Source organism: Kaistella yananensis (assembly GCF_026107505.2).
Lineage (GTDB): Bacteria > Bacteroidota > Bacteroidia > Flavobacteriales > Weeksellaceae > Kaistella > Kaistella yananensis.
Genome location: NZ_JAPCHZ010000004.1, coordinates 207,059 through 232,459 on the forward strand (window position 1 = coordinate 207,059; position 25,401 = coordinate 232,459).

General features: G+C 39.6%; 22 protein-coding genes and 1 pseudogene. 15 read left to right on the forward strand and 8 right to left on the reverse strand.

Annotated elements, in window-relative coordinates:
• The first annotated feature begins 136 nt into the window (after positions 1-136).
• Positions 137-1,441, forward strand: coding sequence for a cryptochrome/photolyase family protein (locus OK344_RS07970; protein WP_265144298.1), 1,305 nt, complete (start codon positions 137-139; stop codon positions 1,439-1,441).
• Here OK344_RS07970 and OK344_RS07975 read toward each other — a convergent pair.
• The 5 genes from OK344_RS07975 to OK344_RS07995 all read right to left on the reverse strand — a co-directional run bounded on the left by OK344_RS07975 (position 1,433) and on the right by OK344_RS07995 (position 7,318).
• Positions 1,433-2,284, reverse strand: coding sequence for a diacylglycerol/lipid kinase family protein (locus OK344_RS07975; protein ID WP_265144513.1), 852 nt, complete (start codon positions 2,282-2,284; stop codon positions 1,433-1,435). The two genes, OK344_RS07970 and OK344_RS07975, sit on opposite strands and share 9 nt — an antisense overlap.
• A gap of 28 nt (positions 2,285-2,312) precedes the next feature.
• Positions 2,313-3,125 carry an RsiV family protein gene (locus OK344_RS07980; RefSeq protein WP_265144299.1) on the reverse strand — a complete coding sequence of 271 codons (813 nt, stop codon included), beginning with the start codon at positions 3,123-3,125 and terminating at the stop codon, positions 2,313-2,315.
• 77 nt (positions 3,126-3,202) lie between these two features.
• Positions 3,203-5,137, reverse strand: coding sequence for a DNA topoisomerase (ATP-hydrolyzing) subunit B (gene gyrB / locus OK344_RS07985; RefSeq protein ID WP_265144300.1), 1,935 nt, complete (start codon positions 5,135-5,137; stop codon positions 3,203-3,205).
• Between the two features lie 211 nt (positions 5,138-5,348).
• On the reverse strand, positions 5,349-7,046 hold the full coding sequence (lysS, locus tag OK344_RS07990; RefSeq protein ID WP_265144301.1) for a lysine--tRNA ligase: 1,698 nt from the start codon (positions 7,044-7,046) through the stop codon (positions 5,349-5,351).
• A 101-nt stretch (positions 7,047-7,147) separates the two neighbouring features.
• On the reverse strand, positions 7,148-7,318 hold the full coding sequence (locus OK344_RS07995; RefSeq protein ID WP_218249613.1) for a hypothetical protein: 171 nt from the start codon (positions 7,316-7,318) through the stop codon (positions 7,148-7,150).
• A gap of 230 nt (positions 7,319-7,548) precedes the next feature.
• On the opposite strand from OK344_RS07995, the gene OK344_RS08000 reads away from it, so the two are divergent.
• The 12 genes and pseudogenes from OK344_RS08000 (at position 7,549) to lipB (ending at position 21,726) form a co-directional block, all read left to right on the forward strand.
• Positions 7,549-7,746 (forward strand): hypothetical protein, encoded by a 198-nt coding sequence (locus tag OK344_RS08000; protein WP_265144302.1) that lies wholly within the window; start codon positions 7,549-7,551, stop codon positions 7,744-7,746.
• 204 nt (positions 7,747-7,950) lie between these two features.
• A complete protein-coding gene (locus tag OK344_RS08005; RefSeq protein WP_265144303.1) occupies positions 7,951-8,442 on the forward strand; it encodes a hypothetical protein in 492 nt (163 codons plus the stop codon).
• Positions 8,443-8,549: 107 nt separating this feature from the next.
• Positions 8,550-12,916 (forward strand): annotated as a pseudogene (locus OK344_RS08010) (CusA/CzcA family heavy metal efflux RND transporter).
• Positions 12,917-12,973: 57 nt separating this feature from the next.
• Positions 12,974-14,104 (forward strand): efflux RND transporter periplasmic adaptor subunit, encoded by a 1,131-nt coding sequence (locus tag OK344_RS08015; RefSeq protein WP_265144304.1) that lies wholly within the window; start codon positions 12,974-12,976, stop codon positions 14,102-14,104.
• Positions 14,105-14,312: 208 nt separating this feature from the next.
• On the forward strand, positions 14,313-15,734 hold the full coding sequence (locus tag OK344_RS08020; protein ID WP_265144305.1) for an anthranilate synthase component I family protein: 1,422 nt from the start codon (positions 14,313-14,315) through the stop codon (positions 15,732-15,734).
• Between the two features lie 8 nt (positions 15,735-15,742).
• Positions 15,743-16,309 carry an anthranilate synthase component II gene (locus OK344_RS08025; protein ID WP_265144306.1) on the forward strand — a complete coding sequence of 189 codons (567 nt, stop codon included), beginning with the start codon at positions 15,743-15,745 and terminating at the stop codon, positions 16,307-16,309.
• Positions 16,310-16,319: 10 nt separating this feature from the next.
• Positions 16,320-17,306 carry an anthranilate phosphoribosyltransferase gene (trpD, locus tag OK344_RS08030; RefSeq protein ID WP_265144307.1) on the forward strand — a complete coding sequence of 329 codons (987 nt, stop codon included), beginning with the start codon at positions 16,320-16,322 and terminating at the stop codon, positions 17,304-17,306.
• A gap of 9 nt (positions 17,307-17,315) precedes the next feature.
• Positions 17,316-18,089 carry an indole-3-glycerol phosphate synthase TrpC gene (gene trpC / locus OK344_RS08035; protein ID WP_265144308.1) on the forward strand — a complete coding sequence of 258 codons (774 nt, stop codon included), beginning with the start codon at positions 17,316-17,318 and terminating at the stop codon, positions 18,087-18,089.
• A 2-nt stretch (positions 18,090-18,091) separates the two neighbouring features.
• Entirely contained in the window at positions 18,092-18,718 is a 627-nt protein-coding gene (locus tag OK344_RS08040; RefSeq protein ID WP_265144309.1) for a phosphoribosylanthranilate isomerase, read from the forward strand.
• A complete protein-coding gene (gene trpB, locus OK344_RS08045) occupies positions 18,705-19,886 on the forward strand; it encodes a tryptophan synthase subunit beta (RefSeq protein ID WP_265144310.1) in 1,182 nt (393 codons plus the stop codon). The genes OK344_RS08040 and trpB overlap by 14 nt, the downstream gene beginning before the upstream one ends.
• A 133-nt stretch (positions 19,887-20,019) precedes the next feature.
• On the forward strand, positions 20,020-20,823 hold the full coding sequence (gene trpA, locus OK344_RS08050) for a tryptophan synthase subunit alpha (RefSeq protein ID WP_265144311.1): 804 nt from the start codon (positions 20,020-20,022) through the stop codon (positions 20,821-20,823).
• Positions 20,824-21,003: 180 nt separating this feature from the next.
• Positions 21,004-21,726, forward strand: coding sequence for a lipoyl(octanoyl) transferase LipB (gene lipB, locus OK344_RS08055; RefSeq protein WP_265144312.1), 723 nt, complete (start codon positions 21,004-21,006; stop codon positions 21,724-21,726).
• Between the two features lie 23 nt (positions 21,727-21,749).
• Here the strand turns inward: lipB and OK344_RS08060 are convergent, their stop codons facing one another.
• The gene (locus tag OK344_RS08060; RefSeq protein WP_265144313.1) at positions 21,750-22,367 is read right to left on the reverse strand and encodes a peptide deformylase; all 618 of its coding nucleotides are present in this window, start codon (positions 22,365-22,367) and stop codon (positions 21,750-21,752) included.
• 2 nt (positions 22,368-22,369) lie between these two features.
• Positions 22,370-22,663 (reverse strand): putative quinol monooxygenase, encoded by a 294-nt coding sequence (locus OK344_RS08065; protein WP_088469303.1) that lies wholly within the window; start codon positions 22,661-22,663, stop codon positions 22,370-22,372.
• Positions 22,664-22,843: 180 nt separating this feature from the next.
• Between OK344_RS08065 and OK344_RS08070 the strand changes: the two genes are divergently transcribed.
• Positions 22,844-24,181 (forward strand): dihydrolipoamide acetyltransferase family protein, encoded by a 1,338-nt coding sequence (locus OK344_RS08070; protein WP_265144314.1) that lies wholly within the window; start codon positions 22,844-22,846, stop codon positions 24,179-24,181.
• Positions 24,182-24,400: 219 nt separating this feature from the next.
• Positions 24,401-24,874, forward strand: coding sequence for a GNAT family N-acetyltransferase (locus OK344_RS08075; protein WP_265144315.1), 474 nt, complete (start codon positions 24,401-24,403; stop codon positions 24,872-24,874).
• A gap of 73 nt (positions 24,875-24,947) precedes the next feature.
• Here OK344_RS08075 and OK344_RS08080 read toward each other — a convergent pair whose 3' ends face one another.
• Positions 24,948-25,397 (reverse strand): XrtF-associated fRMsr-like GAF protein, encoded by a 450-nt coding sequence (locus OK344_RS08080; RefSeq protein ID WP_265144316.1) that lies wholly within the window; start codon positions 25,395-25,397, stop codon positions 24,948-24,950.
• Positions 25,398-25,401: the final 4 nt, after the last annotated feature.

Sequence of the window (25,401 nt, forward strand, 5' to 3'; positions counted from 1 at the left end):
GGTCACCAAGAAATGATGGCTTACAACTGAATACTGAGAAAAAAAAATTTTGAGTTCTTTGAAAAAGACTTTGACCATCATGTTTTTAATAAAGTTAATAAAAAAAATACTCCCGAAACCTAAAAATTAATATAATATGTCTGAAAAATTTTCTGTTTTCTGGTTCAGAAGAGATTTACGCTTGAGTGATAATCATGGTCTTATGCAGGCTTTGAAATCCCCAAATAAAGTGTTGCCGGTCTTTATATTTGATACTGATATTCTTTCGAAACTCGAAAATTCAAAGGACAGGAGAGTAGATTTTATTTTTCAGGCGTTAAATAACATTAATGAAAATCTAGAAAAGAACGGGAAATGCGTTAAAATTTATCACGGGAAACCCTTAGAAGTCTTCCGGAAAATTATTGAAACTTATCCGGTTGAAAAAGTTTTTTGCAATGAGGATTACGAACCCTCTGCCATTCAAAGGGACGCTGAGATTAAGGATCTTTTTCATCTCAACAATATTGAATTTCTTTCGTACAAAGATCAGGTTCATTTTCATAAGAATGATATTCTGAAAGCCGACAAATCGCCTTATACCGTTTACACGCCCTATTCAAAACAGTGGCTTTTAAAATACAACACTCAGGAAACCGAAAATTATCCTTCCGAAAAACTTTTGAACCATTTTATTGATGCTGAAAAACAGAACTTTTCATTACAGGATATTGGTTTTCAGCCAAGTGGTTATCGCTATCAAAGTCCATCCTTGAATACTGAAATATTAAAACATTACCACGAAACAAGAAATTTTCCGGCGTTGGCAACTTCAGAAATGGGTGTGCATCTGCGTTTCGGAACCATTAGTGTTCGCGCATTGGCCAAAATCGCAAAACAGTTGAACGAAACATATTTGAAAGAACTGATCTGGCGGGAGTTTTTTATGCAAATCCTGTATCATTTCCCTAAAGTTGTGCATCATTCATTCAAAACAAAATATGATGGAATCCAGTGGCTTTCTGACGAAGAAAGTTTAAAAAAATGGCAGGAAGGCAAAACTGGTTTTCCGTTGGTGGATGCAGGAATGCGCGAACTGAACGAAACCGGTTTCATGCACAACAGAGTCCGAATGGTTTGTGCAAGTTTTCTTACCAAGCATCTGTTGACCGATTGGAGAATTGGGGAAGCGTATTTCGCGGAAAAATTACTTGACTATGATTTATCGGCCAACAACGGGAACTGGCAGTGGAGCGCAGGTTCGGGCTGTGATGCGGCACCTTATTTCAGGGTTTTTAATCCAGAAGAGCAGCAGAAAAAATTTGATCCCGACGTTGTGTATGTTAAAAAATGGGTAAAAGAATTTGGAACTTCCTCATATCCGAAACCGATGATTGATCATAAATTTGCCAGGGAAAGAGCGCTGGAAACCTATAAAAAGGGCCTCCGGGAATTACTGTAAAATGTTGAGGCTTTTAGGCTGCACTTTCACTTTTATAGGCGACGTTATTTTATTGAATTCCCCGTCAAGGTGCCAGTTTTTGGTATTCACTTCAAATTCTATTTCAGAAACCGGAAGATAGGTGACATAGTGATCATCTTTCAGCCTTTTGGTGAACATTCTGAAGGCGAAAAAAGGCGAGTAGGTGAGCGGGAATTTTTTTACCAAAACCAAATCAACAAGACCGTCACTTTTTCTCGCTTTCGGTGCGATGTAGGCGTTGTTGCCGAACTGCCGAGTGTTTGCAATATTTAGCATCAAATATTTCCCGTTATACTGCTGATAATTGTCGGTTAAAAATTTAATCTGAACAGGTTTGTAATTAAAGAAGGTTTTAATGGAAACTTTAATGTAATTCTTGAAGCCTCTTTCTGTTTTTTCGAATTCTTTCACCACTTTTCCGTCAAAACCGGTCCCGGAAACATTGATAGAAAGTCTTCCGTTGACAGTGAAGGTATCGATTTGTTTGGTTTTTCTGCTTTTAATTTTAGTTAAAAGATCGTCAATGTTTTTAGAAAATTTAGTCTCATTTGAAAACCCGTTACCTGATCCTGCGGGAAATATTGCAAGAATCTTATCAGTATTAATAAGCTTTTGCGCCACTGTAGAAATGGTGCCATCGCCGCCAACCGCAACGAAAATATCGGTATCAGAAAAATGCGTGTCAATAAAATGATACGTATCTTCTATAGACTCTGAAATATAGTAAACCGGATCCGAAATCCTTTTTTTCAGGGCGCGAAGAAACGGGTGATAGTTTTTTTTTGCAGAAAAAGGATTGATAATAAAGGCTACGTTTCGCATCATATAAATCAGAAAATAGAAAACGTAATTAGTTTAAATTCAGTTTTGTTCTGAAATCCTCAGTCAGAAAAGGTTTTATTTCGCTGTACGGAACTTTTATAAGCACGGGACCGGCTGCATACGCTGCAATTTCGTATTGGTTGTACAGAAAATAAAGATGCTCCTGATCAAAATAAAAATTATCGTTAAGCGGAATTTCCTTTACCAAAAGCATTTGCGCTTGCCCTTTGTCCAGATCGTTTTTCAGGAAATGATCCATAAGAATTCTGCTCCATATTTTCGCATCACGCACTTTCAGAATATCTCCCAGGTGTACCTGCCTGTTCGTTTTTACATCAAAAACTCTGTATAGCTCATTATAATAGCCGTGAGCACCGCCCGTGTATCCATCACTTTTATACTGAATGGTCATGAAATCATTTAGCTTTGAAAACTTTTTCATGTAAGAATTCTGTTCCCAGGTTTGCGGGAAATCGGGGCTCCAGTCTTCCAGAGATTTTTTGGTGTCTGCAAAATATTCGTTCTTCTGAGTCTCAATTTCGGCTTCAATATTTTCTTTGGAATATTCTTTCAGCTTAAGATTTAGCGGAGCATAAATACTGTCGAGCAGCGACTTGTTATTCAGATTAGGAAAAACCAAAACCGTTGACCTGAAAATTGCAGTAAGGTTTTCGTTTATTTTTAAAGAATCGACCGTTGCTAAGGAATCGGTTGCTAAAACTTTTACCGGAACTTCTTTTGAAAGGGATTTTTCAGATGTTTTTGCGTCAGGGTTTTCGGCTTTTTTACAACTGAAAAAAGCTAAAAATGTTAAAAAAAGAACTGCAGAAATATTTTTCATCCTCAAAATTAATTATTTTAAAATAAAAAACTGCTCAATTTTGAGCAGTTTTTTTGTTCAGTTTATCGTATTATGAATTAAACATCGATTTTTGCATACACTGCATTTTTCTCGATAAACTCTCTTCGTGGTGGCACTTCGTCGCCCATCAGCATCGAGAATACATTATCAGCGTCTGCCAGACTGTCGATGGTTACCTGTTTCAGGATTCTGTTCTCAGGATTCAAGGTAGTTTCCCAAAGTTGCTCTGGATTCATTTCCCCTAGACCTTTGTAACGCTGTACTTCAACACCTTTTCCGTCCGGAGCCATTTCTAAAGTAAATTCTTCCCGTTCTTTCTCGTTGTAGGCGTAGATTTTTTTGTTGCCTTTTTTCAGAAGATACAGTGGCGGCTGTGCGATGTAGATATAGCCGTTTTCTATAAGTTCCTTCATGTAACGGAAGAAGAAGGTTAAGATTAGGGTAGAGATGTGTGATCCGTCGATATCAGCATCCGTCATAATTACAACTTTATGATAACGGAGTTTGCTCATGTTGAGTGCTTTGCTGTCTTCTTCGGTGCCTACGGAAACACCGAGAGCGGTATAAATATTTTTGATTTCTTCGTTGTCGTAAACCTTATGAAGCATTGATTTCTCAACGTTCAGAATTTTACCTCTCAACGGCAGAATGGCTTGGAAATGACGGTCACGGCCCTGTTTTGCAGTTCCACCTGCAGAATCTCCCTCCACGAGGAAAATTTCAGAAATTTCAGGATCTTTTGAGGAACAGTCGGAGAGTTTTCCCGGAAGTCCGCTTCCACCCATCGGCGATTTTCTCTGAACAAGTTCTCTTGCTTTTTTTGCTGCCTGTCTTGCTTTTGCCGCCAAAACAACTTTCTGAACAATTAATTTGGCTTCGTTCGGGTTTTCTTCTAAGAAGTTCGTCAGCATTTCGCCCACGATTTTATCCACCGCACCCGAAACTTCAGAGTTGCCCAATTTTGTTTTGGTTTGCCCTTCAAACTGAGGCTCCATCACTTTTACAGAAATAACCGCAGTAAGACCTTCGCGGAAGTCGTCCCCGGTTACTTCAACTTTTTCTTTGGCAGGAATGCCCAGCTCATCAGCAAATTTTTTCAAAGTTCTTGTTAAAGCTCTTCTGAAACCTGCTAAGTGCGTACCTCCTTCATGGGTATTGATGTTATTCACATAAGAGTGAAGATTTTCGTTATAAGAAGTGTTATAACGCATCGCTACTTCTACCGGAATATCGTCTTTATCACCTTCCATGAAGATCACATTACTCATGATCGATTCGCGGTTTCCGTCGATGTATTCTACAAATTCCTTCAGACCGCCTTCTGAGTGAAAAATTTCGGAAACGGCAGTACCGTCTTCGTTTTTCTGTCTTTCATCGGTTAAGCTGATCGTGATACCTTTGTTAAGAAAAGAAAGTTCTCTTAATCTTGCTGCTAGGGTATCGTAATTGTAAACCAATTCCTGGAAAATGGTGTGATCGGGCTGAAAAAATACTTCGGTTCCTCTTTCTTCAGTGGTTCCAATTTCTTTAACTTCTGTTAAAGCTTTACCCTCAGAATATTTCTGCTGGTAGACTTTTCCATTTCTGTTTACCGTAGCAACCAGGGAAGTAGAAAGTGCGTTAACACAAGATACCCCAACCCCGTGAAGTCCACCGGAAACTTTATAGGAGTCCTTGTCGAATTTACCACCTGCACCAATTTTGGTCATTACCACTTCAAGTGCAGATTTCTGTTCTTTTTCGTGAAAATCTACCGGAATACCACGCCCGTTGTCTTTCACTGAAATTGCTTCTCCTTCGTGAATGGTTACGGAAATAGTGTCGCAGTGTCCTGCCAATGCCTCATCAATAGAGTTATCTACCACTTCGTAAACCAAATGGTGAAGTCCTCTTAATCCGACATCACCGATATACATGGAGGGTCTTAACCTCACATGTTCCATTCCTTCTAACGCCTGTATACTACTCGCTGTATATTCTTTTTGACTCATATCTTCTTTTTTGCCAACAAAATTTGGTGCTGGCTGCAATAAATTTCAATTTAATTTTTCTGAATTTCCATCTTTCCGGTTCTTCAAAAAGACCAACAAATATACTGAATTTAATCGGATTATGAAAGCTGGAAAAGCAATTAAAAATGTAGAAGTTTTCCACAAAAAAGCCCCCGCATTTGCGGAGACTTATGTATTGAAAAATAACTTTTTAGAGAAGTTTCATCAGAACTGCTTCTTCACTTTTCTCAACTTTAATCATATCGAATTTGGTAAGATTTTTAGTCGCCTTGTCCCATTTTTTTCCTGAAAGCTGGCTTCTTGTTTTTACTTCTGCAAGATCCATTGGTTCTTCCTGAGAGTTCAGGATTTCGAGAATCACCTTTTCGTCTTCGCCCAGTTCGATTTGAGGAACTGCTTTTTCCGGTTTCATTTGCGGGAAGAACAAAACCTCCTGAATCGACGGATTGTTGGTTAAAAACATAATCAAACGGTCCATACCGATGCCTAAACCTGATGTTGGCGGCATTCCGTATTCCAATGCGCGCAGGAAATCGTTGTCGATGAACATGGCCTCGTCATCGCCTCTTTCTGAAAGTGCCATTTGCGATTCGAAACGTTCTCTTTGGTCAATAGGGTCGTTTAATTCCGAATAAGCATTTGCGATTTCTTTACCGCAAACCATTAATTCGAATCTTTCGGTTAAACCTTCTTTGCTGCGGTGCTTTTTGGTTAAAGGCGACATCTCAATCGGATAATCGGTGATGAAGGTCGGCTGGATGAAGTTTCCTTCGCATTTTTCACCGAAAATTTCGTCGATTAATTTTCCTTTACCCATGGTTTCGTTCACTTCAACGCCAATAGATTTAGCAAAATCAAAAAGTTCCTGTTCGGATTTGCCGGTGATGTCGAAACCTGTAAATTTCTGAATGGCTTCTGTCATCGAAATTCTAGGGTAGGGCGCTTTCCAGTTGATGGTGTGCTCGCCAAAAGTAGATTCGGAAGTTCCGTTAACCTGTGTGGCGCAGAATTCCAAAAGTTTTTCGGTGAAATCCATCATCCAGTTGTAATCTTTGTACGCGACATAGATTTCCATTGCAGTAAATTCCGGATTATGGGTTCTGTCCATTCCTTCGTTTCTGAAGTTTTTCGAAAATTCATAAACTCCGTCAAAACCACCTACAATAAGTCTCTTCAGATATAATTCGTTCGCAATTCTTAAATATAATGGAATATCTAAAGCATTGTGATGCGTGATGAACGGTTTGGCTGCAGCGCCACCAGGAATTGACTGTAGAATCGGGGTTTCTACCTCAAAATAGCCTGCGTTATTGAAAAATGTACGCATGGCATTGAAGAGTTTTGTTCTTTTTACAAAAACTTCTTTCACGTGAGGATTCACCGTTAAATCTACATAACGCTGGCGGTATCTGAGTTCAGGATCGTTGAAAGCATCGTGAACTACACCGTTTTCATCAGTTCTTGGTTGCGGGAGCGGTCTTAAAGATTTGGTCAAGATTTTAAAATTCTCAACTTTCACGGTCATTTCACCAACCTGGGTGGTGAAAAGTTCGCCTTCGATGCCGATGATATCACCGATGTCTAAAAGGTGTTTATAAACTTCGTTATACAGGGTTTTATCTTCACCGGTACAGATTTCATCACGGTTGAAATACACCTGAATTCGGCCTTCGGAATCCTGCAGTTCAGCAAAACTTGCTTTCCCCTGGATTCTTCGGCTCATCAGTCTTCCGGCAATCTGTACTTTTTTGCCTTCTGTAAAATTTTCCTTGATGGATTTTGTGGTATCTGTGATTTTATATTCTTCGGCCGGAAAAGCATCGATCCCCATTTTCTGTAAAGTGGCTAACTTTTCTCTCCGGATAATTTCCTGTTCTGATAACTGCATGTTTTCTTGCTTTTTAAGAGCGCAAATTTAGTGATTTTTTGATGAATATAAACAAAAAAAGCAGCCGTTGCCGACTGCCTGTAATCATTTGAACCTTTGGGTTATTTAACTACAGTAGAATCAGCAGCTACTGGTGTTGCTGCTGGAGCAGTAACGGTAACTTCTGCTTCCGGCTCTTCCAGCATTCTGTTGCTTTCCGTTGAAGTTTCTTTTTTTGAGCATCCAGCCAATACCAAACCGCCGATGAATGCAAATGCGAATAATTTTTTCATTGTAAATTTAATTTGGGCAAAAATAGAAATTTCAAAAGGAACTGCAAGTTTGTATAAATTTTATCATCCAGCCTTCGGAAGGTTATTCTTAATTATACCGGTTATAAATTGATGATTCTCTAGCATTTTCTCTGGAATTTGAGTAATTTTGCACTATGAAAAAGTACATTACTTACTTTTTGATATGTACTTACCTCTTTTCTTTTTCAGAGGTTAGGCAGATTTTGAAAATGCCTAATCTTATTGAACATTACATTTCCCATAAAATCATCGATAACGGAACTACGGTTTTTTCGTTTATTAAAATGCACTACCTCGAGGATCACGGCATTGATGGAGATTATCATCAGGATATGAAACTTCCGTTCAAAACACATGATGTTTCGGTTAATGTTTTCAGTTTTGTGTTTCCCCCGAAAAAAAAATAGAATTCAATTTCGAGCATAAACCTCTCGACATTGGTGAACAGCAGAATTTTGCCTATTCTGAAAATTTCTTTCCCTCTGTTTTCCAGAAAATCTGGCAGCCGCCTAAAATTTAATTTAAGAATTATCAAAGATAAAATAAGCTCTTGACCATCGGTTTAGGCTTATTTATACTTACGTAAAAGTGTAATTTTAAATTAAATCAAAATGAATAACGCACATCTGCATTTGGTTGTTAACCATTTGCCAATCATATTTCCTGTTGTAGGAGTAATTATTTTACTCATAGGGATTATTACAAAATCCGACGTTTCAAAACGTAACGCTTATATCGTATTTGTTCTTGGTGCTGCTGCATCTGTTGCAGCTATAGCTACCGGCGAAGGCGCCGAACACGCCATCGAAAATATCCAGGGAGTTTCCGAAAAACTGATGCACGATCACGAAGAAGCTGCAGAAATTTTCGCAGGAATGTCATTTTTCCTTGGAGTTATTTCTCTTCTTGGCCTACTTACAAGTTACCGGAATTTTTCTGTGGATAAGCTGATGCCGGTTACGATAGTAATCGTGGCGGGAGTTTCTCTGTATTTCGCTCAGGAAGCTGGCAGAACCGGTGGGGAAATTCGTCATACCGAAATCCGAAGCGGGGCAGCCATTCAGGATGCCGGAGAAAATTCCGGCGAAAGCGATGATGACTGATATCATTTATGATAAAATAGCTCGCGGAATTTCTGTTTGCGGGCTGTTTTCTCCGTAACTTTAATAGTGAAAACTATTGACTTCTAATTATTTAACTCAAAATAAGAATGCTTAATAAAATCATAAATTTTTCCATAAAAAATAAGCTGATCATCATCCTGATGACACTCGGCTGGATTATTTACGGAATTATAGAACTCCGGAAACTGCCCATTGATGCCGTACCGGATATTACCGATAACCAAGTACAGTTGATTACTTCGTCGCCAAGTTTGGGCGCCCCAGATGTGGAGCGGTTTATTACTTTTCCGTTAGAACAGTCGATGAACAATATACAGGGAATCAAACAGATGCGAAGTTTTTCGCGTTTTGGACTCTCGGTTGTTACCATTGTTTTCGAGGAAGACGTAGATCTTTATCTTGCAAGGCAGCAGGTTTCCGAACGGTTACAAAACGTTTCCAAAGATATTCCTGTAACGCTTGGAGTCCCCGAAATGGCACCAATTTCCACAGGTTTAGGCGAAATTTATCAGTATACAATTCGTCCGAAAACGGGTTACGAGCACCGTTACACTGCTATGGAGCTTCGTACCATTCAGGATTGGATTGTAAGACGTCAACTTCTGGGTACAGAAGGTGTTGCTGATGTTGCAAGTTTTGGCGGAAACCTGAAGCAGTATGAAGTTGCAGTAAATCCTGCGCAACTTAAAGCGATGGGAGTGACGATGCAGGAGGTTTTCACCGCTCTGGAAAACAATAACCAGAATACTGGTGGTGCATATAAAAGGTCCTACAATTCTATACATCAGGACAGAAGGTTTGATGGGTAAAATCCATGACATCGAAAAAACAGTCGTAAAAAATCTTCCCGATGGAACGCCTGTTTTAATTGAAAATATTGGAAAAGTGCAGTATGGAAGTGCCATCCGCTACGGAGCCATGACCTATAACGGAAAAAGTGAAGTTGCCGGCGCGGTGGTGATGATGATGAAGGGCGCCAATTCCAATAAAGTTATTGAAAACGTAAAAATCCGTATCGACGAAATCCGCAAAACCCTTCCTGAAGGCGTAATCATCGAACCTTTCCTCGACCGGACCAAGATGGTAAACAATGCGATCAGCACAGTCTCTAAAAACCTTCTTGAAGGCGCGTTAATCGTCATATTTGTTCTTGTAGTTTTCCTCGGAAATCTTAGAGCAGGATTTATCGTTTCGTCTGTCATTCCGCTTTCCATGCTTTTTGCGTTTATCATGATGAATATCTTCGGGGTTTCCGGAAATCTCATGAGTTTAGGCGCGCTGGATTTCGGCTTGATTGTGGATGGTGCTGTGATTATTGTGGAAGCCATTCTACACAGGCTTCATGGCCCAACGCTCGCCAACAAAAACTTCCTTACCGCAAAAGAAATGGACGAAACCGTGGAGAGTTCAGCTGGTAAAATGATGAATTCTGCGGTATTCGGACAGATTATTATTCTGATTGTTTATTTACCTATTCTTACGTTGGAAGGGGTGGAAGGTAAGATGTTCAAACCGATGGCGCAAACGGTGATTTTTGCACTTTTAGGTGCATTTATCCTGTCTTTAACTTATGTCCCGATGATGAGTGCATTGTTTCTGTCCAAGAAAATTACTCATAAGAAAAATTATGCCGACCGGATGATGGATAAGCTTGAAGCGGTTTATGATAAAATTCTTAAGGTAGTTTTGAAATTTCAGAATCCTTTATTTTTCAGTGTTTTAGGACTTTTCTTCGTTTCGGTTTTTATCATGACTAAATTAGGTGGAGAATTTATTCCCACACTTCCCGAAGGCGATTTTGCCGTTGATACGAGGGTTTTACCGGGAAGTAACCTTAAAACTTCAACTGACGCAGTTTTAAAAAGCCAACAAATCCTGCTGAAAAAATTCCCTGAAATTGAAAAAATTGTAGGGAAAACCGGAAGCAGCGAAATACCCACCGATCCAATGCCGATTGATGCGAGCGACATGATGATTATCCTAAAACCACGTAAAGAATGGACTTCCGCAAAATCATATGACGAACTCGCCGAAAAAATGTCTGCAGAGCTCAAGAAAAATATCGTGGGCGTTACCTATTCATTCCAATATCCGGTTAACATGAGGTTTAATGAACTGATGACCGGTGCAAGACAGGATGTTGTATGTAAAATTTTCGGTGAAAATCTCGATTCTTTAAAGATTTACGCTGAAAAACTGGGCGAAATTTCCAAGAAAATCGATGGAGCAGAAAATATTTATGTGGAACCAATTTCCGGAATGCCCCAGATTTTAATTGAATATAACCGCGCAGCACTTTCCCAATATGGATTAAGCATCGGTGAGGTCAATAAAATGGTAAATACCGCTTTTGCAGGCCAGAGCGCGGGTTCCGTTTTCGAAGAAGAGAAAAAATTTGATTTGGTAGTCCGTCTGGATGGGGAACTCAGGAAAAATCTCGAAGATGTAAAAAATCTTCTGATTCCCACGCTCACTGGTGTTGAAATTCCTTTAAGCGCAGTAGCTCAGGTGGAATTAAAGGAAAGTGTAAACCAGATCCAGCGCGAAGAAGCACACCGCCGAATCGTCGTTGGGTTCAATGTGAAAGGGCGCGACATTCAGTCTACTGTGCAGGATTTACAGCAAATGGTCGATAAGAATTTAAAACTTCCCGTAGGTTATACCATCAAGTACGGCGGAACGTTCGAGAATCTTCAGCAGGCGCAGCAACGTCTCGGTATCGCGGTTCCTATCAGTTTGGCTTTAATTCTTCTCATGCTTTATTTCGCTTTCAGTTCCGTGAAATACGGCCTGATTATTTTTACCACAATCCCGCTTTCGGCTATTGGCGGAATTTTATCGCTTTGGCTGCGCGGAATGAACTTCAGTATTTCTGCAGGTGTAGGTTTTATCGCTCTTTTCGGGGTTGCGGTGCTTAACGGAATTGTATTGATTGCAGAGTTTAACCGGCAGAAGGAAATTCATTCAAATTTGAACGAAGTAGTGCGAATCGGAGGTAAAATGCGGCTCCGTCCAGTACTGATGACCGCTTTGGTAGCCTCTCTCGGATTTTTACCGATGGCCATAAGCCAGGGTGAAGGTGCAGAAGTACAAAGACCACTCGCAACAGTAGTGATCGGTGGTTTACTTCTCGCGACTTTCCTTACGCTTTTCATTTTGCCAACCGTATATATGTGGTTTGAAAAACATTTTCCTCAACGTAAAAAAAACATTAATCTAGATGAATAATTTTAAAATAATGAAACCTAAATACTTCAGTCTGTTTTTAATATTGTTTTTTCTGAAAAGCTTTTCGCAAACTCCAATTTCTTTGGAAAATGCGTACGACAAAGCAATTCAGAACAATTTGAATTTAAAGTCGGGCCAGCTGAAAGTTGATTATCAGAACCGCATCCAAAATTCTGCTCTAGCGATAGATCCTTTGAATATCAATACAGAAATCGGACAAATTAATTCTGCGTATGTGGACAATGCTTTTTCCGTTAACCAAACGCTGCGGTTGCCGAAATTCTATAAAACTCAAAAACAGGTTTTGACGGAACAGTGGAAAAATGCAATGCTGGGTCTGGATGTTCAGAAATGGCAACTGAAAAGGGAAATCGCTTTGGTTTACAATAATCTGAATTATCTGGACGAAAAACAGAACCTCCTGAAAAAAGCCGACAGCATTTATTCAAATTATTACAAACGTTCCGAAATTCGACTGAAAGCTGGTGAAAGCAACATTCTGGAGAAAACCACCGCTGAAGCTTACCGAAGCCAGGCCGAAATTCAGCTCTAAAATTTGGTGAAGGACCGCGAAATTTCACTGCATCAGTTCAATTATCTTATCAATGACGGTGAAATGTATCAGAATGAAAAAGACAGTTTTTATCTTCTGAATTTGGATTTTGATGAAAATTTTAACGGAAATCCTTTGGTTCTGTCGCAACTCGAGCATCAGAAAAACATTGAAAATGCAAGACTTGAAGCTGAAAAAGCTAAACTTTTACCGAGTTTCAATTTCGGGATTAATTCTACAACCATGAAGGGCACCGGATCCGATGATAAATATTACAATGGAACTCACCGGTTCCAAAGTGGTTTGATAGGGCTGGCGCTTCCGGTTTTTAATGCGGCGCAGAAATCATTGATCGAAGGCCAGAAAATCAACCAGCAGATTGCTGAAAACAATTATGATATCGCCGTCCGTGAATTTAAAAGCAGGTACGCGAAAACCTTTGCAGAATATCAGAAACTTAAATCTGAAATCGATTATTACAAAACCAAAGGTCTGAAAAACGCACAAACCATCATGTTTACCGCAGATTTGCTGTCCAGAGAAGGTGAAATAAACTATCTGGAATATACGATTTTGGTGAATCAGTCGCTTGATATTCAGAATAAGTACATCGATGCACAAAAGATGTTGAATGAACAGATTATAGAACTCATTAATCTCAAAAATAAATAAAGAATTTTTGCAATGCATTGTGTACGTTAAAAATCTGTTTAAAAACTATTTAAAAAAATGAAAAAATCACTTATAGTAATACTTTCCGGTGTTCTGTTGTTCTCCTGTTCTAAAAAGGAGGAAACGGTAACCCAGGAAACATACGCCATTTCCGGCGACCAAATCACGCTGACCGATTTGCAGAAAAAAACCGCCGGCATTGAAACTACAACCCTTAGTAACGAAAATATTGCCAACAAAATTCTGCTTACCGGGCAAATCAATGTGCCGCCAACAGGAATGGCAGGCGTATCATCTTCTACCGGAGGAATTATAAAAACCGCACGGTTTGTGCCGGGAAATTTCGTCTCCCGCGGCCAGACTTTGGCGGTAGTTGAAAATCCTGAATTGGCAAGGCTTCAGAAGGAATATCTTCAGGCAAAATCGAATTTGGGTTATGCGCAGAAAGATTATGACCGCCAAAAATATCTGAATAAATATCAGGCAAGTTCTGATAAGGTCACACAGAAAGCCGCCAGCGAAGCCCAGTCGCAGAGCGCTGCCGTCCGTGGAATTGAGTCTCAGCTTCGTTCATATGGTATCAGTCCGGGAAGTGTGAGTTCCGGCAATCTCAGGAAGTCGGTGGCAGTGGTCGCACCAATTTCAGGTTATATTTCGAGAGTGAATGCGACTATTGGCCAATATGTTTCTTCCGCCGATGTTTTGTATGAAATCGTAAATAACGCCCAAACGCATTTGGCTCTGAAAGTGTTTGAAAAAGATCTTAATAAAATTTCCGTCGGACACAAGGTCTATGCATTCACAAACCAGAATCCTCAAAAAAAGTACGCAGCAGTTGTGAAATTAATCGGAAAAGATTTCGCGCCGGACCGCAGTGTTCTGATTCACTGCGATTTGATAGACAAAAACGAAAGCCTTATTCCGGGAACATTTATGAATGCAGAGATTGAAGTAAATGCAGAGAAAGGTTTTGTGATTCCCGACGATGCCATCGTAACCTGGGAAGGCAAACAGTATATTTTTGAAGAGATAAAACCGAAAACGTACAAAATGTTTCCCGTAACGATAGGAAATGCTGAAAACGGCTTAACCGAACTGCTTAATTTTGACGTTAGAAATGCCAATAAAACCTTCGTAACCAAAGGAGCATATCATTTGCTAATGGCACTGAAAAATGTTGAAGAATAAATTTTTTAATTTTTTTCTTTTTAAATTAGAAATGATTTATATATTTGCAACAATGAAAACGAACAACAATACAAACTGGTGGTGGCCTCAAAACTTTCAAAGTCTTGAGCACTGCTCTTTTGTGTAAAAATTAATATTTTATCAAAAAATTGAAAAGACTTTGACGTAATGTTAAAGTCTTTTTTTTATTTAAAAATTTCACCAAATAATGAATTTCAATCAGAAAATAAAACTCAAAACCACCGTAAAATCGACGCTGAGCGACCTTTTTACTCCCATCGGAATTTACCTTCGAGTTCGGGACCAGTTCCGCGATACCATTCTTCTTGAAAGTGCCGGAAATCAAAATACCGACAATAATTTTTCCTTCATCGCAGTAAATGCAATCGCCGGAATTGAAATTAAAAATTACACTGAAGCCCAGATTAAATTCCCGTTAGAAAGTCCCCAAACCCTAAATATTGAAAATGAAAAACTAACAGATTTACTTCAGAATTTTTCAAAAGTTTTTGAATGTGAACTGGCAAATCACGAAATTGCCAAATCAGCGCAGGGACTTTTTGGCTACACTTCTTACGACGCCATTCCGTTTTTTGAAAATATAAAATTCAAGGAGCTTTCAGAGGAAAACAGAATTCCGCTTTTGCGTTACCGTCTTTACCAGTATGTTATTGCGATCAATCATCATAACGATGAAATGTTTCTGATCGAAAACAAAATTGTGGGTTTAAAATCAGAAATCTCAGTGGTTGAAAATTTAATCCAGCAAAAAAATGCACCGGTTTTTCCGTTTCAAAAAACAGGTTCTGAAGAATCGAATTTAACAGACGAAGAATACAGAAATGGCGTAGAAACTGCTAAAAAACACTGTTTCCGTGGCGATGTTTTCCAGTTGGTTTTAAGCCGAAGATTTCAGCAGAAATTTATCGGTGATGAATTCAATGTTTATCGTGCTTTGCGCAACATCAATCCTTCACCTTATCTGTTTTTCTTCGATTACGGAGATTATAAATTAATGGGTTCCAGTCCGGAGAGTCAGTTGATTATTAAAGACCAGAAAGCCGTTATTCATCCCATCGCAGGAACATTCAAACGCACCGGAAATATCGGGGAAGATTTACAATCTGCCGAAGAACTCAGAAAAGACCCAAAAGAAAATGCCGAACATACGATGCTTGTTGATTTGGCGCGAAATGATTTAAGCATTATCGGAAAAAATACTACGGTTTCAAAACTCAAGGAAATTCAGTTTTTTTCTCATGTCATTCACATGGTTTCAGAGGTTACTGCCGATGTTTCAGAAGATCAGAATCCATATGAAATGATTGCAACCACCTTTCCGCAGGGAACTTTAAGCGGAGCACCGAAATACCGCGCGATGCAGCTTATTGATGATTATGAAAAAACTTCGCGCAGTTTTTATGGTGGATCAATCGGTTTTGTCGGATTCGACGGAAGCTGCAATCAAGCGATTATGATCCGCACTTTTTTAAGTAAAAACAATACTTTATTTTATCAGGCCGGAGCCGGAATTGTGGCCAAATCTTCTTCAGAAAATGAACTGCAGGAAGTCAATAATAAGTTAGGCGCACTGAAAAAAGCAATTCTTAAAGCAGAAAAATTAGTTTAAAATATCTCATGAAAATATTAGTTTTAGATAATTACGATAGTTTTACCTACAATCTTGTTCAGATGATTGAGCAGATTATGGGTGAAAAAGTAGAGGTGTTCCGCAATGACCAGATTTCTTTGGATGACATCAATAAATACAACAAAATCATCCTTTCACCCGGTCCCGGAATTCCCCAGGAAGCCGGAATTCTTCTGGATGTTATTAAAAAATATGCTCCTACAAAATCAATTCTCGGTGTTTGTCTCGGTCAACAGGCGATTGCGGAAGCTTTTGGCGGAAGTTTAATCAATCTTTCAGAGATTTTCCACGGTGTTGCAACCGAAGCAACTCAACTGAGAGACCATAAACTTTTCAAAAATTTACCTGAAAAACTTGAAGTTGGACGGTACCATTCCTGGGCCGTAAATCCTGAAGATTTTCCAGATGAACTTGAAATTACAAGCGTGGATGAAAGCGGAATGATTATGAGTCTGAAACACAAAACCTACGATGTGCACGCCGTTCAGTATCATCCGGAAAGCATTTTAACACCTCATGGAAAACAGATTTTAGAAAACTTTCTGACTTCTTAAAATCAAAAAAATGAAACAGATTTTACAATATTTATTCAACCATAATACGCTTTCAAAAGCGGAAGCAAAAGCCATTCTCACAGAAATTGCCCAAAACAAATTCAATGAAAATGAGGTCACTTCTTTTGTAACCGTTTTCCTCATGCGCAGCATTACTTTGGAGGAATTGGAAGGCTTTCGCGAAGCGCTTTTGAATCTTGCAGTTCCTGCGGATTTGGGAACCGACGATTTGATCGATATCGTGGGAACCGGCGGTGACGGAAAAGACACGTTCAATATTTCCACATTGGCAAGTTTTGTGGTTGCCGGCGCCGGCCAGAAAGTCGCGAAACATGGCAATTACGGTGTTTCAACCGTTTCAGGTTCGTCGAATGTACTGGAAGAACTTGGTTATCAATTCAAAACAAATACTGAAGATTTACAGAAAGATCTCGAAAAAGGAAATATTTGCTTCCTTCATGCGCCACTTTTTCATCCGGCATTGCGATCTGTAGCGCCGTTGAGGCGAGGTTTGGGTTTGCGTACTTTCTTCAATGTTTTAGGTCCGCTGGTTAATCCTGCAAAGCCGAAATATACAATGATTGGCGTTTACAGTTTGGAAATAGCACGTATTTATCAGTATTTATTACAGAAAAAAAACGAAAACTTTCTGTTGGTGCACGCGCTCGACGGATACGATGAAATTTCGCTTACCGGCGACACCAAAATCTTTGATAAAAGCGGAGAATATATTTTCTCAGCAGAAGAATTAGGATTTAAAAATATTGATCCCGACAAGATTTTTGGCGGAAATACAAAACAGGATGCAGCTCATATTTTCAAAAATATTCTCGAAGCAAATGGTACATACGAGCAAAATTCTGTGGTTTTGGCAAACGCTGCGATTGCATTAAAGAATACCGGAAAATTCGGCGAATATAAAGATTGTTTACTTCTGGCAAAGGAAAGCCTGGAAAGTGGGAAAGCCTTGCAGTGCTTGAAAAATATCTTAAATTAAAATTGAGGAATGAATATTTTAGACCAAATCATAGAAAGAAAAAAACAGGATGTTTCAGCGGCAAAATCGAAGATTACGGTGGAGAAACTGCAGGATTCTGAGTTTTTTCATCGCCAAAAGTTGTCATTAAAAGATTCTCTGAAAGCAAAATCCGGGATTATTGCAGAATTCAAAAGAAAATCTCCAAGCAAAGGGTTAATTAATGACGAGGCAGATGTTCTGGAAGTAGCCAAATATTATGAAAATTGCGGTGCCAGTGGAATCTCGGTTCTTACCGATACTCATTTTTTCGGCGGAAGCATTCAGGATATTCTCAATATCAGAAACATAATTAACGTTCCCGTCCTGCGAAAAGATTTCATGGTAGACGAATACCAGTTTTACGAAGCAAAATCAATTGGCGCAGACGTAGTTTTACTGATTGCCGCTTGTCTTTCACCTTCACAGGTAAAAGATTTCACCAGTCTTTCTCACGACTTGGGAATGGAAGTTTTATTGGAAATTCACACGGAAGCGGAACTTAATCATTTTAATAAAGACATCGATTTGGTCGGAATCAACAACCGGAATCTGAAAGATTTTAAAGTCGATTTGCAGCATTCAGTCAACCTGAAAAATCTTCTTCCAAAAGATACGCTGTCTGTTGCAGAAAGCGGAATTTACAGCGTGGAAGATTTCAGATTTTTAAAAGAAAAAGGGTTCAACGGATTTTTAATGGGCGAATATTTTATGAAAAACCAGAATCCGGGAAAAGCATTTGAAGAATTTGTAAATTACTTTTAAACATGAAGCTAAAAGTGTGTGGCTTAACAAAAACAGATCAAATTCATGAATTAATTTCGATGAAGGTTGACTTTTTGGGCTTTATTTTTTACAAAAAATCACCACGATATGTTTTAAACCACTTAAGTTTAAGCGAGATTTCCGGAATTAAACATTCAGGAAAAGTCGGAGTTTTTGTAAACGAGTCAGTTGAAAATATTGTAGCAATTGCTGAAGATACAGCGTTGAATTATATCCAGCTTCATGGCGACGAAGAAGAAAACTTTATTGATGAACTGCGGAATAAACTGAATAAAGAAATAAAAATTATAAAGGTTTTCAGAGTAGGGACTGAGTTCGGAAATTTAAAATTCAAAATCCAAAATTTAAAATCAGATGTCGATTATTTACTTTTCGATACCGATTCCAAAGCATTTGGCGGAACCGGAAAAACCTTCAACTGGCAGATTTTAAATGAACTCGAAATTCCCAAACCTTATTTTCTGAGCGGCGGAATTTCTCCACTAAATTTTAATGATATTCAAAATATTAGGCAGCAACCTTTTGCGCTCGACATCAATTCTAAATTTGAAACCGAGGCAGGAAACAAAGACCTCGAAAAAATAAAAAACTTTTATGAAAAATTATAAAAACCCCGACGAAAACGGATATTACGGCGAATTTGGCGGTGCCTTCATCCCGGAAATGTTATACCCAAATGTTGCGGAATTAAAGGAAAAATATCTTCAGATTATCGAATCTGCTGAATTTCAGGAAGAATTTCAGGATTTGCTGAAAAACTATGTAGGAAGAGCAACACCACTGTATTTCGCTAAAAATTTAAGCCAAAAATACCAGACTCAAATTTATTTAAAAAGAGAAGATTTGAACCATACCGGCGCGCATAAAATCAACAATGCACTCGGACAGGCTTTACTCGCCAAAAAACTTGGCAAACACCGCATCATTGCAGAAACCGGTGCCGGACAACACGGCGTTGCTACGGCGACAGCCTGCGCACTTTTAGGTTTGGAATGCATCGTTTACATGGGCGAAATCGACATTGCGAGACAAGCTCCGAATGTCGCAAGAATGAAAATGCTGGGCGCCACAGTAATTCCCGCAACTTCGGGCTCTAAAACCCTGAAAGACGCGGTGAATGAAGCGTTGCGCGACTGGATCAACAATTCCACGACCACGCATTATATCATTGGAAGTGTCGTTGGTCCGCATCCGTTTCCCGATTTGGTGGCGAGATTTCAAAGTGTCATTTCGGAAGAAATAAAATGGCAGCTGAAAGAGAAAACCGGACGTGAAAATCCAGATTTCGTCATCGCCTGTGTAGGCGGTGGAAGCAATGCTGCAGGTACTTTTTACCATTTTGTGAATGAAGAAAATGTAAAATTAATTGCGGCCGAAGCCGGTGGTTTTGGAGTGAATTCAGGGAAATCTGCCGCAACTACTTTTCTCGGAACTTTGGGCGTTCTCCACGGCAGCAAAAGCCTAGTGATGCAGACGGAAGACGGACAGGTCATCGAGCCGCATTCCATTTCTGCGGGTTTGGATTATCCGGGAATCGGGCCGTTTCACGCCAATCTGTTCAAAGAAGAGCGCGCAGAATTTTTCTCCGTCAATGATGATGAAGCGCTCACATCAGCTTTTGAACTCACCAAACTCGAAGGAATAATCCCAGCCTTGGAATCTGCGCACGCTTTGGCAGTTTTGAACAGAAAAACCTTTGCAAAGGACGATGTAGTAGTCATTTGCCTTTCCGGGCGCGGCGACAAAGACATGGAAACTTATCTTAAAAATCTGTAGTTTTATTTGGGCGCCTTTTTCCGTCCTCCGTTCCCGCTTTTTTGCTCGTCGTTCCTCCTCGCAAAAAGAGCTCCACTCAGGCCGGGGCGCGGGTCCAGGCTTTTTAACAATATGTACTCAAAAAACAAAAATCATGACCGACCAAAATAACATTCAATACCCAACCTCTGGCATCCAGCATCCAGCATCCAACACCCAATACCACAAAAAACTCAATATTTACTTTACTGCAGGAGTTCCGGAGTTGGAAGACACGACAGAAATTCTGAAAATTATTCAAAGTGCCGGCGCAGAAATGGTGGAAATCGGGATGCCCTATTCGGATCCCGTGGCGGATGGACCTGTTATTCAGAAAGCCCACGAACTTGCGCTGAAAAACGGGATGACGATTGCAAAACTTTTCGAACAGCTGAAATCGGTGAAAGCTGAAATTAAAATTCCCATCATTTTAATGGGTTATATCAATCCGGTTCTGAGTTTCGGTTTCGTGAACTTTTGCCGGGAATGTGCAGAATCAGGAGTTTCAGGACTGATTATTCCCGATCTTCCACCGATTGAATTCGAGAAGAATTACAGCCAGATTCTGCAAAAATATCACCTGAATTTTTCTTTTTTGGTAACGCCGGAAACTTCCGATGAAAGAATAAAATATTTAGATTCGCTAAGTTCAGGCTTTCTGTACGCAGTTTCGAGTTCGTCAACAACCGGAAGTTCGGTAAAGGAAATCGACAATGAAAAATACCTGAAAAACCTTTCGGATTTGAAACTTAAAAACCTTGTGATGATAGGATTCGGGATTCAGTCAAAAGAGGATTTCAGGAAGGTAACACAATTTTCAGATGGCGGAATTATAGGCACTGCCTTCATGAAGATTCTTTTAGAAAAGGAGAACTGGAAGGAAAACGCTACAAACTTTATTCAAAGCATAGTAAATTAATTTGTATTTTTGTGGTTCTAAAAGGGCTTTTGGTTATACAACTGATTCCGCAATAGGGATTGAAGTGGAAATCCTTTTTTCCGCGGCGGCGAAGCCGCCGCGGAAAAAAGATTGCAACGTAAAGCCCGACCCCGCGGCTGTAGTAGCTTGGCAGGGGATTGCCCAAATAATTGTAAGTACATGACAGCAACACAGAACAGGAGTTTGAAATTTCAGGATTTAGGTTTGATGGATTATGAAGAAGCATTCGAGTATCAATCGAAACTCATGCAGGAAATCATCGATCTGAAACTTAAAAACCGCGACAGAACTGACGGTGCACATGAAGAAACACCAAATTATCTGCTTTTTGTAGAGCATCCACACGTTTATACCTTGGGAAAATCCGGCGATGAACACAATATGCTCGCAAATTCCGAAAAACTTAAAGCGATTAACGCCACTTTTGTGAAAACAAACCGTGGCGGCGATATTACGTATCACGGTTTCGGGCAGTTGGTGGGTTACCCGGTTCTGGATCTGGATAATTTTAAATCCGATATCTTTCTGTACATGAGAAATCTGGAAGAAGTAATCATCCGCGTGATTGCAGAATACGGGCTGAAAGGCGAACGAAGCGAAGGAGAAACCGGTGTTTGGCTGGATGTAGGGAAACCTTATGCCCGAAAGATTTGTGCAATGGGCGTGAAAACCTCCAAATGGGTGACGATGCACGGTTTCGGGCTGAATGTGAACACCGATTTAAGATATTTTGAATACATTATTCCGTGCGGAATTAGAGATAAGTCTGTAACGTCCCTAAAAAGAGAACTGGAGCGTGAATTTTCCGCTGATGAAGTAGCAGCGTTAAAAGAAAAAATCAAAAAACATTTTATGGACGTTTTTGAGGCGACCTTGATTTAAAATCGCTTACAGTTCAAATTTTCTTATTTAATTTCCTGATAAACCTGCACTGGCCGATATTTTCTGAGGTTTTGCTCTTTAATTTTGTCTGTAATCAGGATTCCAAAAAGATGATCGATTTCGTGCTGGATGATGACGGCCGTAAAACCTTCTACAATTTCAGTATGTTTTTTTCCTTTTAAATCGAAATATTCCAGCTGAATTATCTGATTTCTGTAAAACTGATCCCGAAAATCACTGATGGAAAGATCACCTTCGGGACCCAGATTCAGCGTTTCCGAGCGCCAGATAATTTTAGGGTTCAGAAAATACTGTAAAGGCTTTTCTGGTCGGTCAAATCGCTGTACCCAAATAATATTTCTGTTAATCCCAACCTGTGGGGCAGCAATGCCGACTCCGCCTTGGGTAGAAAGCAAGGCAGATTTCATGCGGCTTACTAAAACTTTTGTGTACTTGTTCCTAGGCTTAACATCGGTGGATTTTGCTAATAAAATTGTATGTTGGAGCGAATCTGATGTTTGAAAAATAGGCAATGAGGAATTAACGTCTCCCTTCATGATGCGGGAAATTTCTTCTGGTGTAAATTTCTGGCCGAATGTTAAAAAAGGAAGGCTGAAAAGTAAAATATAGATCAGTTTCATGATCAGAATGTTTTAAAGCCTTTATAAACCTGAGTGTATTCTTCCATCATTCCAGAAGACTGAATTCTGAAATGATCCAGATGTTCCGTTGTTGAATGTTTGTAATGATGTTCCTGGGATTCCCAAAGTTCCATAATGAAAAAAACGCCTTTGTTTTCGATGTCTTCTACCAGATCATACTGCAGGCAGCCTTCTTCTTTACGGGTTTCGAAGACTAATTTTTTCAGCAGTTCAATGGCGTCCATCAGATAATTTTCTTTGAAACGGAAGAGTGCAACGATATAAAGGTTTTTCATTTTATGAATTTTAATGAGCAAATTTAATTCTTAAACTTCAAAAAATGTAAAATACTTTTCCTCAATTTAAAAATCGTTTTATATTTTTCCTGATTGTAAAAAAATCAAAAATGTAGTGTAAAAATTCAGATTTCTTTAATCCGTAAAAAATTTTATCTTTGTAAAAATCCAAATCTAAAAATGGCAGAATATAAATTATTACTTCCTTCAATGGGAGAAGGCGTGATGGAAGCTACAATCATCAGTTGGATGTTCAATGAAGGGGACATGGTAAAGGAAGACGATTCCGTAGTCGAAATCGCAACCGACAAGGTAGATTCTGATGTTCCGACACCTGTTTCCGGGAAAATTGTAAAAATCCTGAAACAGAAAGATGAAGTGGCAAAAATTGGCGAAGCAATTGCGATTATGGAAGTTGCTGGTGCCGGTGAAACTGTTGCAGAACAGCCGCAGGAACCTAAATCTCATAACGAAGTAAAAACCGAAATTCCTGCACCGACTCAGGAAGATATTAAAGAACTCGAAAAACCTTTGGCAGCCGCTGCAACTCAGGAATTTTCTGGAGATCTGTACCTTTCGCCACTGGTGAAAAACATTGCACAGCAGGAAAATATTTCTGAAACCGAACTGAAATCCATTAAAGGAAGCGGTCTTGAAGGCAGAATTACGAAAGAAGATATCTTAGCGTATGTTTCCAACAGAAGCGCGACGCCTCAAGCGGTCGCTGCTCCCGCACCAACTCCGCAGGCAGTAGTTTCAGCTCCTGTTGCACAATCCGCTCCGGTTTCAGCACCGGTTCAGATAGGCGAGGGCGACGAAATCATCCAGATGGATAGGGTTCGTAAAATAATCGCAGATGCCATGGTGAATTCCAAGAGAACTTCGCCGCACGTGACCTCGTTCATCGAAACCGATGTAACCAATGTCGTAAAATGGAGAACGAAACATAAAGATATTTTCGAAAAAAGAGAAGGCGAAAAACTTACTTATATGCCGATTTTTGTGAAAGCAATCGTGAAGGCTATTCAGGATTTCCCATTGATCAACGTTTCGGTGGACGGTGATAAAATCATCAAAAAGAAAAACATCAACATCGGAATGGCAACTGCACTTCCGGATGGTAACCTAATTGTTCCGGTGATTAAAAATGCTGATCAGCTCTCACTTTCCGGTCTTGCTAAAGCAATCAACGATTTGGCTTACCGCGCAAGAAACAAAAAACTCAGACCTGAAGATACACAAGGTGCGACGTACACCATCTCGAATGTCGGAGGATTCGGAAACCTGATGGGAACACCGATTATTCCCCAGCCACAGGTGGCAATTCTTGCCGTTGGCGCAATCGTTAAGAAACCTGCAGTTTTGGAAACTAAAGACGGCGATGTAATTGCGATCCGCAACCTGATGTTCATGTCACATTCTTACGACCACCGTGTGGTAGATGGTTCGCTGGGCGGTATGTTCCTGAAACATGTTCACGATTATCTGCAGAACTGGGATCTGAATACCGAGATTTAAAATTAAACCTCTTCATGATAAGCAATAACCTTCGGCGTGTTCCGGAGGTTTTTTTTAGAAGTTATTTCCCGCTTTCACCACTCGTTTTTCTCTTTTGCTTCCCAATATTTCCTGATAAATGAAAGAGATATTACACAGACCGCTAAAGTGGGGCTTGGGGCAATAATTCCCTCGAAAATTCCATTAATATTAATTATTTTTGCATTTTAAAAAAATAATATGTTTAAAATCCGTAAAGCAGTTCCCAGCGACGCGCCGGTTATTTTCAATTTAATTAAAAAACTGGCGGTTTATGAAAAACTCGAAAATGATGTCATCACTTCAGTAGAAGAACTTCAGCAAAATATTTTCACGAATAATTTCGCCAAAGTTTTAATGGCAGAAGAAAATGGGAAACCAGTCGGATTTGCTTTGTATTTCTACAATTTCTCCACTTTTGTTGGAAAACCTGGGCTTTACCTGGAAGATTTGTTTGTAGAACCGGAACACCGCGGAAAAGGCTACGGAAAATCGCTGCTTATCGAATTGGCAAAAATAGCAGAAGCCGAAAATTGCGGACGTTTTGAATGGTCAGTCCTCGATTGGAATACGCCTTCCATTGAATTTTACAAAGCATTGGGAGCCAAACCGATGGATGAATGGACGGTTTTCCGTTTAGATAAAAAAGGAATTTCTGATTTGGCTGGAAAATAAGAGATTTTCAATAAAAGTAAAAAGTGTGGATCTGTTGAAAATCCACACTTTTTTTATTTCAGAATAATTCTGATTAGATAATTTTCGCAATTTCGTCGCAAAGCCATTCCAGCATTTCGCGGTCTTCGGCAGTGAAAGGATTCAACGTGTGGGAATCGATGTCGATCTGACCGATATTTTCGCCATTTTTAATGATAGGAACTACAATTTCCGCTTTCGTATCAATGGAACAGCTCAGGTAATTGTCCTGTTCATGAACATCGGGAACTACGAAAGTCTCGTTGGAAACCGCAACCTGTCCACAAATACCTTTTCCGAAAGGAATGACGGTGTGATCGGTTTCTGCACCAACGTAAGGACCGAGAATCAGTTCTTCTTTGTCGCCGTTTTTAAAGTAAAATCCGGTCCAGTTGAAATAGGGGATTTCCTGATCCAGGAGTTGACAGATCTTCTGTAGTTTAGCTTCAGTATTGTGAGTTGGGCTTTCCAAGATGGAGGAAAGTCTTTTTTTTATTTCTGACATGTTT